The sequence below is a fragment of the Micromonospora sp. USAFONa4 genome, assembly GCF_057197825.1.
Map to the genome: position 1 here is coordinate 755135 of NZ_CM170072.1, position 14469 is coordinate 769603.

General features: G+C 72.0%; 13 protein-coding genes. 9 read left to right on the forward strand and 4 right to left on the reverse strand.

Annotated elements, in window-relative coordinates:
* Positions 1-19: 19 nt before the first annotated feature.
* Positions 20-895 (forward strand): TauD/TfdA dioxygenase family protein, encoded by an 876-nt coding sequence (locus AC0OO9_RS02910; RefSeq protein WP_484515342.1) that lies wholly within the window; start codon positions 20-22, stop codon positions 893-895.
* Between the two features lie 125 nt (positions 896-1020).
* Here the strand turns inward: AC0OO9_RS02910 and AC0OO9_RS02915 are convergent, their stop codons facing one another.
* A complete protein-coding gene (locus tag AC0OO9_RS02915; RefSeq protein WP_484515344.1) occupies positions 1021-2076 on the reverse strand; it encodes an FAD-dependent monooxygenase in 1056 nt (351 codons plus the stop codon).
* 272 nt (positions 2077-2348) lie between these two features.
* On the opposite strand from AC0OO9_RS02915, the gene AC0OO9_RS02920 reads away from it, so the two are divergent.
* The 8 genes from AC0OO9_RS02920 (at position 2349) to AC0OO9_RS02955 (ending at position 10975) form a co-directional block, all read left to right on the forward strand.
* Positions 2349-2990, forward strand: a complete 642-nt coding sequence (locus AC0OO9_RS02920) for a hypothetical protein (protein ID WP_484515345.1) — start codon at positions 2349-2351, stop codon at positions 2988-2990.
* Positions 2987-4006 carry a transglutaminase-like domain-containing protein gene (locus AC0OO9_RS02925; protein ID WP_484515347.1) on the forward strand — a complete coding sequence of 340 codons (1020 nt, stop codon included), beginning with the start codon at positions 2987-2989 and terminating at the stop codon, positions 4004-4006. The genes AC0OO9_RS02920 and AC0OO9_RS02925 overlap by 4 nt, the downstream gene beginning before the upstream one ends.
* Positions 4003-4275: an acyl carrier protein gene (locus AC0OO9_RS02930; protein WP_132240601.1), complete on the forward strand. Its 273-nt coding sequence runs from the start codon at positions 4003-4005 to the stop codon at positions 4273-4275. Before AC0OO9_RS02925 ends, AC0OO9_RS02930 begins: the two co-directional genes overlap by 4 nt.
* Positions 4276-4277: 2 nt before the next feature.
* Positions 4278-4529 carry an acyl carrier protein gene (locus tag AC0OO9_RS02935; RefSeq protein ID WP_311410357.1) on the forward strand — a complete coding sequence of 84 codons (252 nt, stop codon included), beginning with the start codon at positions 4278-4280 and terminating at the stop codon, positions 4527-4529.
* Positions 4526-6079, forward strand: coding sequence for a long-chain-fatty-acid--CoA ligase (locus AC0OO9_RS02940; protein WP_484515350.1), 1554 nt, complete (start codon positions 4526-4528; stop codon positions 6077-6079). The genes AC0OO9_RS02935 and AC0OO9_RS02940 overlap by 4 nt, the downstream gene beginning before the upstream one ends.
* A 59-nt stretch (positions 6080-6138) precedes the next feature.
* Positions 6139-7437, forward strand: a complete 1299-nt coding sequence (locus AC0OO9_RS02945) for an SDR family oxidoreductase (RefSeq protein ID WP_484515352.1) — start codon at positions 6139-6141, stop codon at positions 7435-7437.
* A gap of 1139 nt (positions 7438-8576) precedes the next feature.
* Positions 8577-9719, forward strand: a complete 1143-nt coding sequence (locus AC0OO9_RS02950) for a SagB/ThcOx family dehydrogenase (protein ID WP_484515354.1) — start codon at positions 8577-8579, stop codon at positions 9717-9719.
* Positions 9716-10975 carry an MFS transporter gene (locus tag AC0OO9_RS02955; RefSeq protein ID WP_484515356.1) on the forward strand — a complete coding sequence of 420 codons (1260 nt, stop codon included), beginning with the start codon at positions 9716-9718 and terminating at the stop codon, positions 10973-10975. Before AC0OO9_RS02950 ends, AC0OO9_RS02955 begins: the two co-directional genes overlap by 4 nt.
* 74 nt (positions 10976-11049) lie before the next feature.
* Here AC0OO9_RS02955 and AC0OO9_RS02960 read toward each other — a convergent pair whose 3' ends face one another.
* The 3 genes from AC0OO9_RS02960 to AC0OO9_RS02970 all read right to left on the reverse strand — a co-directional run bounded on the left by AC0OO9_RS02960 (position 11050) and on the right by AC0OO9_RS02970 (position 14409).
* Positions 11050-13179 carry a cellulase family glycosylhydrolase gene (locus AC0OO9_RS02960; RefSeq protein ID WP_484515358.1) on the reverse strand — a complete coding sequence of 710 codons (2130 nt, stop codon included), beginning with the start codon at positions 13177-13179 and terminating at the stop codon, positions 11050-11052.
* A 178-nt stretch (positions 13180-13357) separates the two neighbouring features.
* Positions 13358-13864: a hypothetical protein gene (locus AC0OO9_RS02965; protein WP_484515360.1), complete on the reverse strand. Its 507-nt coding sequence runs from the start codon at positions 13862-13864 to the stop codon at positions 13358-13360.
* A 122-nt stretch (positions 13865-13986) separates the two neighbouring features.
* Entirely contained in the window at positions 13987-14409 is a 423-nt protein-coding gene (locus tag AC0OO9_RS02970) for an ATP-binding protein (protein ID WP_484515361.1), read from the reverse strand.
* Between the last annotated feature and the right edge of the window lie 60 nt (positions 14410-14469).

The window sequence follows — 14469 nt, forward strand, 5'->3', positions numbered from 1 at the left end:
CGAATCCAGGAGGGAACGAATGGAAGAGCACGTCCTTGCCGCCGTCGAGCGGGCGACGACCCGCCCGCCGGAGCGCTACGACACCATCACCGTCCGGCCGATCTCTCCGGTCATCGGCGCGGAGGTCTCCGGCCTCGACCTCGCCACCGAACTGTCGGACGGGCAACTGGCCGAGGTCAGGCGCGCCTTCCTCGCCCACCATGTGCTGGTCTTCCGCGACCAGGTGCTCTCCGCCGAGGACCACAAGCGCTTCGCCGGCCTGTTCGGCGAGCTGCGCCGGCAGCCCCTCGCCGACCTCGACGGCGGCGATCCCGCCGTCCTCGAGATCAGCGCCGGCCGGGACTCGCGGTTCGTGGCCGGCGAGGACTGGCACACCGACGGCACCGCCGAGGCCGAGCCGTCGCTGGGCTCGATGCTCTACGTCACCAGGACGCCGGAGATCGGCGTCGGCGGCGACACCCTCTGGGCGAACATGCACCTGGCGTACGAGATGCTCTCCCCGCCGATGCGGGCCTTCCTCGACGGGCTGACCGCGGTCCACGACGGCCTGATCCCGTGGCAGGGCCACACCCCGCCGCCGGAGTACGTCGTGCCGAAGAGCGAGCACCCGGTCGTCGTACGCCACCCGGAGACCGGCCGCAGGCTGCTCTTCGTCAACGCCGGCTTCACGTCGCACATCGTGCAGCTCTCCCGCCACGAGAGCCGGGCGCTGCTGGACATGCTCTTCGGCTGGGTCGCCCAGCAGCCGATCCTGAGCTGCCGGGTGCGTTGGACGCCGAACACGCTGGTGTTCTGGGACAACCGCTGCACCCAGCACCACGCCGTCTGGGACTACTACCCGCACTCCCGCTACGGCCAGCGGGTGACCATCAACGGCAGCCGGCCGGTGGCGTAGCTGGTCGGGCCGGCCCCGCGCCGGCTCGGCGGCGGATCCACTCGCCGGCCGGCGGGGGCGTCGGCCGGCGGGGCGTGGGCAGGCGGGGCGTGGGCAGGTGGGGCGTCGGCCGGTGGGGGCGCCGGTCAGCCGCGCACGATCTGCTCGGTGTAGGCCCAGTCGTCGTCGAGGGCGGCGTCGCGTTCGTCGGTCAGGCCGGTCAGGTCCGCGCCCGCGACGCGGCCGGTGCCCGCGATCCGGTCCCGCAGGATCCGGGCCGTGACCACGGCGGCCCGGGTGCCCTGGGCGGTGACCGGGTCCAAGTGGTAGCCGGCGTCGCCGACCAGGCACCAGCCCGGCCCGCTCATCGGCCGGCGCAGCATGCGCATCCGCCCGGCGCCGCCGATCGACGTGGTGCGGCGGCCGGCGGCGACGGCCGGGCCGAGATACGGGTCGTCGCGCACCATCCGCTCGTACGAGTGCGCCGGGTGCCGGCCGGTCTCGTCGATGAGGCTCTGGTGCAGGTCCACCGCCACGCACCACTGCTTGTCGCCGCAGGGCGTCGAGATGAGGACGCTGCGGTCCTGCAACGAGAAGTAGGAGCGGTCGGTGCGCAGCGGCAGGTTCTCGTAGTAGGCCAGCAGCGCGAACCACGGTGACTCGACGACCCGGTAGGCGCTCGCCCCCACGCGCTCGGCGTTGCGCGACAGCCGGCCGTCCGCGAGCACGAGCAGGTCGCAGGTGACCTCGCTGTCGACGGCGCCGTGCCGGACGGTCACGCCGCGTACCCGACCCGCGTCGATGGTGAGGTCCCGCACCCGGGCCGGGCGCCGCACGGTGACGTTGCCCCGTCCGCGCGCCGCGGCCAGCAGCGCCGGGTCCAGCACCTCGCGGGGCACGCTCATCCGGTACGAGTACGCGTCCTCGCGCGGGTAGACCCGCTCGACCACGTCCTCGCCGATGCGCTGGGTGTCGCCGTAGGTGGGCGGGGCGCCGCAGGCCAGGACCGTCTCCAGCAGGCCGAGCTCGGCCCAGGCGAGGTTGCCGGAGCGGTCCCACGTGGACTGCTGCGGCCAGAACGCGGTGGGCCGCGAGGCGTCGAGGACGAGGACCCGCTCCGCGTACGGCGCGAGGGCCCAGGCGGTGCACGCTCCGGCGATCCGGCCGCCGACCACGACGACCTCCCAGTGGCCGGTGATCACGCCGGCACCGGCTCGACGCGGTGGTGCTCCGGCGGGCTCCCGAGGTCGTCACGCGCCACGACTCAGTCTCGCATCCGGATCCGACCCGGGGAAGGGAGCAGCCCGGCGAGGGGCGCGGTCCTCGTGGGCGACGAGGCCCGCGTTGCGCGACGGCCCTCAAGGTCGCCGCAACGGCGCACACCGTCGGAGGGGTCTTGTTATTACTGGCGGATTACCCAAGACCATTAAATTCACCCAGGTCAGCGGGCTCCCGTCTGTACGTGGGGTGGAATGTGAACAGTCGAACAATCGCGCGCCCGGAGCCCAGGCTCGAGGTCCGGGACCTCGGGTGGGGACAGCTGTGGGCGGGCTCCCGGCTGCTCGCCGAGGCGTACGAGAACGGCGCCATCTGGGCCGCCGCCGGCTCGCTCCCCCGGTGGCAGCGCCGGTCGGCGCTGACCGCCCTCTACCTGGCGGAACTGGTGATCGCCCAGCTGATGAGCTCGGGCATCACCCTCGCCGCGTACCGGGCCGACCGGCTCGACGGGATCCTCGTCCTCTACGGCGACGAGCGCACCACGCCGTGGTGGGGGTGGGCACTGCGCTCGGTGGCGTGCCTGCTGGCCGGGCCGCGGGCCGTGGTACACGCCGTCCGCATCTCCAACGCGCTGGACCGGATGCGCCCCGACAGCCCGCACGTGTGGTTCGCGGTGCTCGGCCGGCGGGTCGACTCGGTCGGCGTCGGCTACGTCCTCATGCGCGCCGGCCAGGCGCGGGCCGAGGCCCTCGGCCTGCCGGGCTACCTGGAGACCTCGGCCGGCCCGGAGCAGGTGCAGATCAACGAGATGCTCGGCTGGACGTCCGTGGACGAGTACGTGCTGAGCACCGGAAGCGTCATCAAGACGATGTGGCGCGACCACCCGGGGCGGTCATGACGGCGGCCGGACTGGCCCGGGGGCTGGACACGCTCTTCGCGGTCCCGCCGGAGCACCGGCTCGGCGACGTCGACCGCGCCTCGGCGAGACAGGTCCTCGGCTGCGACGACCACACGCTCTCCACGTTGCTCGACCGCGGGCTGCCGGCCAGTGGTGACCCGGGCGAGGAGCGTTTCGACTCGCGCGACCTGTTCAACCTGGCGCTGTACTCGGGCACCGGCACGACCGTGCCGGAGCAGGCCTTCGCCTACTCGCTGCGGTGGATGCGCTCGTCGACCGAGGATCTGCTCGCGCCCCGCGCCTCCCGGTTCGCGCTGCGGATCGCGTGTGCCGCCGACGCGTGCGGCCCGCAGCCGACCAGCACGCTGGCGCTGCCGCGCCCCGAACGCTGCGGCGGCGCGGTGCACGACCTGACGGTGGAACCCGCCGACGGCGTCGCCGGGCCGGACGCCGAGCACGGCGACACCGTCACCCGTACGGCGTCGCAGCTCGCCGTCACCGCCACCGTCCACACGACGGGCGAGCGGGCCGAGCTGCGCTCCCCGGAGCTGCGCGCGATCGCCGCCGAGTTCGCCGCCATGGACCTGCGCTGGGTCAAGCTGCCCGAGGCCCTGCAGAACGACGTGGACCTGGTGACCACGCACGGCGTGGCGAGCTGCGACTCGGCGAGCCGGTACCTGGCCCAGCTCTGCCACCGGGCCGGTATCCCGGCGGTGACCCGGATCGGCTGGGTGGTCGGCATGCTCGACCTGGTCCACGCCTGGGTCGAGGTCGAGGACTCCGACGGGGCGACCAAGGTCATCGACCCGGTCTTCGCGCTGTTCTCCGCCACCGTGCGCGACACCAACCCGCTGCTGCGCGATCCGGCCGTCGCGCTGCGCACCAACCGGCTCATCCCGACGGGCCTGTCCACGGGACGGGCCGTGGCCGCACACCGGTGCGCCGGCGAACCGTCGGCGGCCCGGCTCACCACGAAGATCCTCCCCGCACCGACACGCCCCCAGGAGGGGTCATGAGTACGACCGAGACCGTTCCGGAGTTCCTCACCACGTTCCTGCGCGCCAGATGTCCGGACATCGACTCGGTCGGGCTCGACGACGACCTCGTGGACACGGGCGTCCTGAACTCGATGCACTTCGTCGAGCTGCTCTACCTGATCGAGGCGGAGCTGGGCACGGAGATCTCCCTCGACGAGGTGAGCACGGACGACTTCCGCACCATCTCGCGGATCACGCGACGTTTCTTCACCCCGGGGCAGGGCCCCGGCGCGACACCCAAGGAGTAGCAATGTTGGAGACCCGCGTCCGCGAGGTGGTCGGCTCGGTGTTCGGTGTCGCACCGGACGAGCTGCCCGAGCGCCTGGACCCGGACACCGTCCCAGGCTGGACCTCGCTGCGCCAGATCCAGCTCATGATGGCGCTGGAGAGCGCGTTCGGCATCGAGATCGACCCGAACCTGCTGCCGGCCCTCGCGTCCGGCCCGGCGATCGTGCAGTACCTCGAGGAGACGCTGGCGGTCCCGGACGGAACGGGCCGATGACGGCGTACCACCCGCAGTTGCGCACGGTGCACGACGTCGTCGCCTTCCACGCCGGGCAGCGGCCCGACCACCCGGCGGTGCACTGCGAGGACCGTACGGTCAGCTACGCGCAGCTGCACCGGTCGAGCAACCGGACGGCGCACGCCCTGCGGCGCGCCGGGGTCACGGCCGGGCACCGGGTCGCCTACCTGGGCAAGGAGTCCGAGCACTACTACGACGTCCTGTTCGCCTGCGCCAAGACCGGCACCGTGCTGGTCCCCATCAACTGGCGGCTGCGCGCCGGCGAGATCCGGCACATCATGCGCGACTCCGGCAGCACGGTCCTCTTTTGCGACGAGGACCTCCTGGACACCGTCGACGCGTTGCGGCCGGACCTGCCCGAGCTGCGCGAGGTCGTGTCGCTGGCCGGCTTCACCGGCTGGCAGGCCGACGAGGACGGCGACCTGGACCCGTCCTGGTCCGAGGAGCAGCCCCTGGCCCAGGTGTACACCAGCGGTACGACCGGCAACCCCAAGGGCGTCGTGCTGGCCCACCGCAGCTTCTTCGCGGTGCGGGACGCGCTCGCCTCCGAGGGCCTGGACTGGATCGACTGGCGGCCGGACGACGTGAGCCTGATCGGCATCCCGGGGTTCCACATCGGTGGGCTCTGGTGGTCGATCCAGGGGTTCAGCGCCGGCATCACCAACGTGTCGGTCCGGGTGTTCGCCGGGCACGAGGCGGTCCGCCTCATCCGGCGCCACGGCGTCACCACGGCGTGTGTCGTGCCGGCCCAGTTGCAGATGATGCTCGCGCCGCCCAGGCCGAAGCGGGAGGACTTCGTCTCGCTGCGGAAGATCGTCTACGGCGGGTCGCCGATCTCCGAGGCGTTGCTCGGCCGCAGCATCGAGATGTTCGACTGCGAGTTCGCGCAGATCTACGGCCTGTCCGAGAGCGGCAACACCGCCGTATGCCTGCCGCCGTCGGAGCACGTCGTCGGCGGGCCGCGCATGCAGGCGGCCGGCCGGCCGTACCCGGGCTTCGCCGTGAAGATCATCGACGGTGCGGGCCGCGTGCTGCCGCCGTTCGAGGTCGGCGAGATCTGCCTGTCGACCCCGGCGCGGATGATCGAGTACCGGGGCCTGCCCGAAGCCACCGCCGCGACCCTGGTCGACGGCTGGCTGCACACCGGCGACGCCGGCTACCTGGACGACGAGGGCTTCCTCTTCGTACGCGACCGGATCAAGGACACGATCATCGTGGCCGGCGAGAACGTCTACCCGGCGGAGATCGAGAACGCGGTCTGCGCGTACCCGGGGGTGGTCGAGGCCGCCGCTGTCGCCGTGCCGCACGAGCACTGGGGCGAGGTCGTGCACTGCTTCGTGGTGACCCATCCCGACCAGCCCGCGACCGCCCGCGATCTCACCCCGTTCCTGCGGGGACGGATCGCCGACTTCAAGATCCCGGCGAGCTTCGAGTTCGTCGACCAGCTGCCCCGCAACCCCAGCGGGAAGCTTCTCCGGCGGGAGCTGCGCGAAAGGTTCTGGCAGCACCTCGACCGGCGCGTGGCCTGACAGCCGGCGCGGTCCCCGTCCGGATCCCCAACACCCACCCTTCGTGCAAAGGCGGATCGATGCACATTTTCCTGCGCCACAACAGCGACCGGATCGCGCTGTCGACAGGCAGCCCCAACCGGATCTCGCTCGGCTACTCGGAGGACCCGCGAGCGGTAGCGGGCCGGCTCCCCCGACGCGGTGCCGGCGAGCCGAAGAACGTGCTCCTGCTGGGCGCGAACGGATACGTCGGCATGCACATGCTGCGTGAGCTCCTCGGCGACGCCCGGGTGGCGACGGTCTACGCCCTGGTGCGCCGCAAGGGCGACAAGTCCGGCGAGGACCGCATCGCCCGGCAGCTGCGCAAGTACAAGATGGAGCTGCCCGACACCGGGAAGCTGTCGGTCCTGGAGGGCAGCTACCTGGAGCCGTCGATGGGGCTCGACCGCGCCGCCCACGACGAGCTGCTCACCGAGGTCGACGTGGTCATCGACGCCGCGGGGGCGACGACCCACGACTACCCCTACGCCCGGTACCGCGAGGAGAAGGTCCTGCCGACGCTCCGGCTCGCCGAGTTCTGCCTGCAGGAGCGGTTCAAGACCCTGCACGTGATCGGCTCGGTCGGCAGCGAGGTCTACCAGCAGCGGCGCGACTTCTACCGCAACAGCTTCTTCTACACCGGCTACAGCAGGATGAAGTGGGTCGTCAAGCACCTCAGCCTGCGGGCGAACCGTGACGGCGTGCCCATCCACATCTACCAGGCGCCGTTCGCGTTGGGCGGCGCGCCGACCGGGTTCAAGGACCCCGGCATGGAGTACTCGTTCTGGAACATGATCTCGCACATGCTCCAGCTGGGCCTGATCTGGGACTCGGAGGTCACCAGCCCGATCGTCGCCGGCGACGTGCTGGCCCGGTCGGTCGTGGACAACGCGCTGTCGGACGCGCCGCGGCCGATCAGCTACCCGGTGACCCCGGCGACCACCCGCGAGATCGCCGAGCGGTTCGACCTGAAGCTGGTGTCGTGGCAGGAGTTCCGGCGCGAACTGATGCGGCAGCACCGGTTCCGGCCGGGTCAGATCGACTGGTCGAAGCCGATCACCAGCATCAAGCGCGGCCGGCAGCAGTCCAAGTTCGTACGCTCGCTGTTCCCGCGGTCGTTCCACACGCTGCTGAGCAACATCCACCACGCCGCCGCCAACCCGACGACCGTGCGGCTCGACACCGACCTGCCGTCGATCGACGTCCTGGTCAACAACGCCAGGCGGATCCGCAAGCTCGGCAAGTACCTGCCCGAGGAGGCGGTGGCTCCCGTCGCCGTCGCCGCGCCGGTTCCCGCTGAGGCCTCCGCCGCCGAGCCGGTGGCCGTCGGGGCCGTCTGACCCTCCCCTCTCGCGCGACAGCGACGCCGGCCGACCTGGCACCCCAGCCAGGTCGGCCGGCGTCGGCGCGTCGGCGCACAGGCGGGCTGGCGGCCCCGGTCCGGCATCCCGGCCGAGGTCTTCCGCGCTGGCCGCGGCGGCCTGGCGGTGGGTGCGGTGCTGGCGCTCCCCCCTCGGCCGCGGAGCCAGTCGGCCACCCTCCATGGCTTTGACGCATCCGAATGCGTCGACCGGCCGTCGAGTTGCCGGCAGGAATGCCCGGACAGCAATAGCCAAAGGCCCGCCGAGGCGATACGCCAGCACGTGCACGAATGCCCCACCCGCAACCCACCGAGGGGGAATTCCCCACCACCCGGCGGCATTGCCCGTCCCGGGACAGGCGATTCGCCCCATCGCCGCCGAGGAGCGCCCGACCACCCGCCTGCGCGGCGGCGCGCCGAACCCGAGGAAGGTCCGGCTACCACCACCCGAGACGCCCGGCGAGCCCCTCGCCGGCGGGCGCGGGGTCGACCGAAACATGGGTTCCACCTGCGCGAACGCCTGCGTCGATCCGCTGGCCGGCACGCCAGCTCCCGGCACCTGACCGCCGACTCAGCCGCCCCGTCGTGGCGGCGACCAGGCGCCCGGCGCCCCGGCCGCCACCGGCCCCGGCGGTCGCCTCGCATCTCCATTGATTCTCGCTGTAAGACGGCCCGAGAAAGGCCGCCGACCCCTTGGCAGAGGGTCGACGCATTCGCTACCTTCTCTATTGCCGCAAGCGGGAACGGATGAGGGGAGTCGTCGTGACGGCGCGCCGCCCGGGAAATGTCTCCGAATTTCTCTTTCGGGGTCCCGAAAGCTCGCCGCAGTCGACTTTCCCGCCTCCTCCCCCCGACCGATTCGCATCCTGACTGCGTTTCCGCGGCACCGAGGTTCCCCCGAACGCCCGTCCCGGCTGCAGCGGGGACGGTCCCGTCCAGGGGTGCACCGAGCCCACCGCGCTGGAGAGGAGGTACGAGCCATGGCCTTCGACATCGTGATCGTCGAGACGAACGACGTTGTGCTGAACCACGGCGCCGTCTGACGCGCCCGGTGCCGGACCCGCGTGCGGGTCCGGCACCATTCCGTCCGTCGTGCTTCGTCGTGGAAAGGGCATCGGAATGCGGGTACGTCGCCGCGACCAGCTCGTCTGCCGCTGGGACAGCGATGCGCTGATGGTCGCCCTGCCCGGTCAACGCCGGTGGTTGCGGGTCACCCCCGACCTGCTGAGCCTGTTGCAGCGGCTCGACGACTTCACCGACGTCGACGAGGTCGCCGCCCAGTTCGGGGGCGAGGCCGCCGACGCCGCAGTCCAGGCGGTCCACAAGCTCCGCGAGGCCGGCATCCTCGTCGCCGACACCGACGACGCCTGCACCCCGCCCGTCTGGCAGCACTGGGGGCCGATCGCGTCGCGCATGCACACCGAGGCCCGCGACGCCAACTACCTGGTGGATTCGCCGCAGCGCGACGCCACCGCCGCGCAGATCGCCGCCGACGGCGCGCCTCCGGCGCCGTTCAAGCGGTACCCGGACGCCCCGGCCGTGCACCTTCCCCGACGCGCCCTGCCGCTGCGTACGCCCGTGGAGGAGGTGTTCGCCGCCCGGCGCACCCACCGCGCGTTCGCCGGCACCCCGGTCGGCATCGACGCGCTCGCCACCGTCCTGTCCTGCACCTTCGCGCCCCAGCGATTCCTCGACGGCGGCGCGTTCGGCCCGCAGCAGGGACGCATCAGCGCCTCCGCCGGTGGCCGGCACGAGGTCGAGTGCTACGTGGCCGTCCACGACGTCACCGGCGTCCCGGCCGGCCTCTACCACTACGCGCCCGAGGTGCACCGCCTCGAACTCCTCGACGCCACCGTCGACCGCGAGCGCATCGCCGCCCTGGCGTACGAACAGGAACCCTCCTACCAGGGGGCCTTCACCTGCCTCACCACCACCGTCGCCGCCCGCCTGTCCTGGAAGTACCGGCACCCCCGGGCCTACCGGCTGTGGATGTTCGACGCCGGCCACTACGGTCAGACCTTCGCGCTGACCTGCACGGCGCTCGGCCTGGCGCCGTTCCAGACCGTGGCGTTCCACGACAGCGGCGTCGAGGCGATGCTCGGCGTGGATCCCGACCACGAGTTCGCCACCTACCTGCTCTCCGCCGGCAATCCCGCACCCGACGACGGCACCGGTCCCACCGGGCCGGGATATCCACCGCCGTTCCGCCTGGCCGCCAGCTCCCACCGGTCACCGGCCGACCCGACCGCCGACCCGGAGTGAGCGCGCCCACCAGCCCCGCCACCGTCGCCGGGCGGAAGCTGAGCCAGCATCCGCTGTTCCTGCGGGTGTGGGCCAGCCAGTCCGCCGGGGCCGTCGCCGACCAGATCCTGCCGGTCGCGTTCGCGCTGTACGCCGTACAGCGCGGGGCCGGTGCCGGCACCATCGCCGTCATCCTCGCCGGCCGGGCGATCGCCCTGGTGGTCTGCCTGCTCGCCGGTGGCATCCTCGCCGACCGCGTCTCCCGGCCCCGGATCCTGTTCACCGCCGACCTGATGCGCACCGCCATCGTCCTCGGCACGCTGCTCGCCCTCGACGACCTGCCCCTGGCCGCGCTCGGCGTCGTCACCGCGCTGTCCGGCGTGGCCGAGTCCCTGTCCCGGCCGGCGATGCGCTCCCTGGTGCCGGCGCTGCTCCCCGCCGCCCTGCTGGAACGCGGCAACGCCATGGTCTCCGCCGTGCAGCGCTCCGCGACCCTTCTCGGTGCGCTCGCCGGCGCCGCGATCGTCACGGCCATCGGCATCCACGCCGCGCTGGGCCTGGCGGCCCTGCTGTTCGCGACGGGCGCCCTCGCGGTGCTGGGCGTGCGCGACGTCGCCGCCGGTGACCGGCCCCGGACCAGCGTCCTGACCGACGCCGCGGCCGGCATCGCCACCGTCCGGCGCCGCCCCTGGGTCGCCGCCGTCATGGCTGCCGTGGCGGTCCAGCTCTTCGCCGGCACCGCACCCAGCCTGACGCTGCTGCCACTGATCGCCGCGGACCGCCTCGGCGGCGAACTCGCCTACGGGCTCGTCCTCGCCGCTGCCGCCGCCGGCGCCCTGCCGGCCATCGTGCTGGCCGGCCGGTGGCGGCCCCGGCGGCCCGGCACGGTCAGCATGCTCGCCCTCACCACCTACGCCGCCCTGCCCGCCAGCCTCGCCTTCGCCCTGCCGCTGCCCGTCACGGCGTTCTGCTTCGCGGTCGGCGGGTTCGTCGTGGAGATCTACTTCCTCTACTGGCTGTCCGCCCTGCAACGCGAGATCCCCGCCGAGGTGCTGGGCAAGACCCTCGCCCTGGACCAGCTCAGCGCATTCGCCCTGCTGCCGGTCGGTTACGCCCTCACCGGTCCGGCGGTCGCGGCGTTCGGGATCCAGCCCACCCTCGTCGCGGCGGCCGCCCTGACCGCCGCGGCCAGCGCCGTCACGCTGCTGGTCCCCGGCGTCAGCACCTTCAGCGACCCCGCCCGTGCCCACGCCGCCGGCACGGACCGCAGCGGATGATCCCATCGGGTACGCGGAACGGGCCGTGACCGTCTGGCGGCCACGGCCCGCTGCGCGTGCAGACCGCTGCCGGGTCAGCCCACCCGGGCCGCGGTGGCGGTGACGCCCGTGACGCCGCTGCCGGACTTCGTGACGTGGTAGGTGACGGTCGCGCCGCTCCAGAAGTGGAAGGTGAGGGTCACCCGGGCGCCGTCGTTGACCTCCGCGAAGAAGGCCTCGGTCAGCGTGATGCGGTTGCCGGTGTAGTCGGGGGCGAAGGCGACGTCGAACTCCTTGAACGACGTCCAGTTGTGCGGGCCGGCGTTGCTGCCGTCGGCGTACTTCGCCTCCATGGTGGCGAGCTGGTCGCCCCGGAACTGGGTCGGGACGGCGAACGAGGTGGTGCTTCCCGTCGCGTTCGACAGCACCGGCGGGTCGTACGTGATCACGTTGATCCGCCACGGGACCCCGGCGGAGAACCGCGCGTGCAGGGTGGCGTTCACGCCGTACGTCCGGCTGCCGACCAGCCTGGTCAGCGCGCTCGCGGTGAGCGTGAGCTGGTTGCCCGACACGGTGTAGTCGGTGCCCTGCGCCAGGGCGGTGCCGCCCTGGTAGAGCCCCTGGAAGGTGGTGCCGTTCAGGTTCAGCGCGAGCGTCCTGGCGGTGATCGAGCCGGTACGCGGCACGTACACCTGGTCGGAGTGGGCCGTACCGGAGCGGGTGGTCCAGCTCGACTTGATCTGCGCGAACAGCTCCGCGTCCTTCCACTGGAAGGTGAGCCGGTTGAAGTGCTGCCCGTTGTCCCAGAGCTGGGTGGTGATCTTCCTGGTCTTCGCGTACCAGCCGAGGAACTCGAAGAACTTCAGCTTCTCGCCCTGCTGGATGGTGCCGGTGTGCCGGTCGAAGCCGAGCAGGCCGTACTCGCCGATGACCACCGGGATGCCCTTGGCGACGAAGGCGTTGTGCACCCGGTCGAAGGCGTCGGTCAGGTCCTTCTGGGTGGTGGCGTCGAACCGGGTGCCCCCGGCGACGTTCACGCTGAACGGCCAGTAGCCGTAGAAGTGCACGGTGGCGATCAGGTTGCGGTCGCCCAGCTGGGTGAAGGTGCTGGTCAGCTCGTCGATGCGGGCCTGGTCCGACGAGGTGTGCAGGGTGGGCAGGACGAGCATCCGGGTGGCGTTGTTGCCGCCGGAGGCCCGCACGATCCGGTGGAAGGACGTGTTCAGCTCGTGCAGCAGTTGGGCGTTCTGGGCGTCGCCGGAGCTGTTGGCGAACTGCGGCTCGTTGACGCTCTCGAAGTGCAGCTTCGGCGAGGCGTCCCGGAACGCGGCGGCGATCTGGGTCCAGAGCGCGTTGTAGCGGTTGAGGACGGTGGTCCGGTCGGTCGGCATCGCGTTGATCCACTGCCACGAGTCGTGGTGGATGTTGATCATCACGTAGAAGCCGTCGTCCAGGGCCCAGCCGACGACCTCCTTGATCCGGTTGAGCCACGCCGCGTCTATCGTGTACGCCGGCGCGGGGCCGTGGTGGTTGCTCCAGGTGACCGGGATCCGGATGCTGTTGAAGCCCTGCGCCCGGATGGCGTCCAGCTGCGCCTGGGTGACCCGCGGGTTGCCCCAGGCCGTCTCGTCGCTGCCGACCGCGTCGAAGGTGTTGCCGAGGTTCCAGCCGGGCTGCATCGCGGCCACGTAGGCCATCGGGTCACCCGTCGGCGGCGGCGTGGTGGGTGGCGGGGTGGTGGGTGGAGCGGTGGTCGGCGGCGCGGTGGTGGGTGGCGCGGAGGTGGGGCCGACGCCGCCGGTGCAGGTGACGCCGTTCAGCGCGAACGACGTGGGGGCGGTGTTCGCGCCCGACCAGGAGCCGTTGAAGCCGAAGGACGCCGTGGCGTTGGTGCCGATGGCGGCGTTGTAGCCGACGTCGGTGGCGGTGACGTTGGCGCCGGTGGCGGTGACGTTGGCGTTCCACGCCGAGGTCACCTGCTGCCCGGAGGGGAACGTCCAGGTCAGCCGCCAACCGTTGATCGGGTCACCGAGGTTGGTCACGGCCACGTTCGCGGTGAAGCCGCCGGGCCACTGGTTGGCCGAGTACGCCACCCGGCAGCCGGCCGCCGCGTGCGCGCTCACCGCGAACGTCAGGCCGAGGCTCACCAACAGCAGGGTGAGGGCGCTGGTGAACAGGCTCAGCCGCCATCGGGTTCTTCTCGTCGTGCCTCGCATCTCGGCCATGACGCTCCTCGCCTGGGGTGCCGCTGGGACGGGCTCGCGGCAGGCGCCACCACGAACGCGGCCGCACCCGATCGCGAACCGCAGATTAAGTTTGGATTCCAAACTTTGTCAATCGGCACGCCTCTATCTGGACGAGGAACGCGGGGCGGCCGGTGGTCCGACCGCCCCGCGCCGCGCCTCACTGGTTGCGGCGGTACACCTCGATGTACGCCGCGGAGCGGTACTGCTGCTTCACGTCGTCGGCCAGCACACCGATCCACAGCGGGCCGGTACCGGTCTTCGAACTGACCCTCGTGTGCGCCGGGTCCAGGGCGCCGCTGGGCAGGAACGCCGGCTGCTCCACCACGGCGGAGTGGTACGCGTCAGTGCCCCCCAGCCACCAGACCAGCACGTCCCTGGCCGCGACGTTGCGCGCGTTGTCGATCCGCCCGAGTGTCTGGTACTCGTCGGCCAGCACCTGCGGCAGGAAGTCGCCCCAGACGGTGTACTTGTGCGCCCCGAAGGTGCCCAGCGAGTAGCCGTGACAGAAGAACCGCTGGTCACCGGTGACGGTGGGCGCCGCCCGCCACGCCTCCACGCGGGTGCCGAGATCGGTGCGTACGGAGAGGTTCATCCCGCTGACGTTGTTCGCCAGCGCGGGCTGGCGGAGGATCTGGTCGCCACTGGTCAGGTCGAACGGCTGCATGGGGCTCCTCGGCAATGCGCGACGGATGTGAGCAGGGTTCGACCCTCGACCATCCGGTCACGCACGGCAAGCATGAGGTCACCAACCCGACCGGGGACGGGACCGGCCGTCGACGACGACGGTCAGGGAACCGGTGACGTCCGTACGCCGGTGAGGTGTTTGGTGACGCGGAGCAGCACCCGGTCCGACGGCCCGGCGACGAAGGCGGCCGTGTCGGCCAGCGCGGTGATCAGGGGCAGTCCGCGACCGCCGACGGTGAGCGGGGCGGGCAGTGCGGCGTCGAGCCCGGCGCCGGCGGGGATGCTGCCCCGGTTGCCGACCTCGAGCAGGCAGATGTCGTCGTCGATCACGATGGTGATGTCGACGGTGCTGTCGGCGTCCGCGTGCAGCACCGCGTTGGTGCACGCCTCGGTGATCAGCACGGCGAGGTGACCACGGGAGTCCTCGGCGGCGTCGGTGAGGCTCAGCAGGGTGGCGAGGACGTGGCGGGCGCGGGTCACCGAGGACGGTCGACGCGGGAGTGAGAACGTCGTGGTTACGCGCATCGCGCAGTTCCTCCTCCCCCTGGGTGACCGCGCCGGACTACTGTGCCACATCTCGGGGCG

Bases quoted from the DNA above. Each gene is read 5' to 3' on its own strand.
- AC0OO9_RS02930 (WP_132240601.1), top strand. From the start codon at position 4,003: ATGAGTACGACCGAGACCGTTCCGGAGTTCCTCACCACGTTCCTGCGC.
- AC0OO9_RS02960 (WP_484515358.1), bottom strand. From the start codon at position 13,179: ATGGCCGAGATGCGAGGCACGACGAGAAGAACCCGATGGCGGCTGAGC.
- AC0OO9_RS02935 (WP_311410357.1), top strand. From the start codon at position 4,278: ATGTTGGAGACCCGCGTCCGCGAGGTGGTCGGCTCGGTGTTCGGTGTC.
- AC0OO9_RS02945 (WP_484515352.1), top strand. From the start codon at position 6,139: ATGCACATTTTCCTGCGCCACAACAGCGACCGGATCGCGCTGTCGACA.
- AC0OO9_RS02940 (WP_484515350.1), top strand. From the start codon at position 4,526: ATGACGGCGTACCACCCGCAGTTGCGCACGGTGCACGACGTCGTCGCC.
- AC0OO9_RS02925 (WP_484515347.1), top strand. From the start codon at position 2,987: ATGACGGCGGCCGGACTGGCCCGGGGGCTGGACACGCTCTTCGCGGTC.
- AC0OO9_RS02910 (WP_484515342.1), top strand. From the start codon at position 20: ATGGAAGAGCACGTCCTTGCCGCCGTCGAGCGGGCGACGACCCGCCCG.
- AC0OO9_RS02950 (WP_484515354.1), top strand. From the start codon at position 8,577: ATGCGGGTACGTCGCCGCGACCAGCTCGTCTGCCGCTGGGACAGCGAT.
- AC0OO9_RS02970 (WP_484515361.1), bottom strand. From the start codon at position 14,409: ATGCGCGTAACCACGACGTTCTCACTCCCGCGTCGACCGTCCTCGGTG.
- AC0OO9_RS02965 (WP_484515360.1), bottom strand. From the start codon at position 13,864: ATGCAGCCGTTCGACCTGACCAGTGGCGACCAGATCCTCCGCCAGCCC.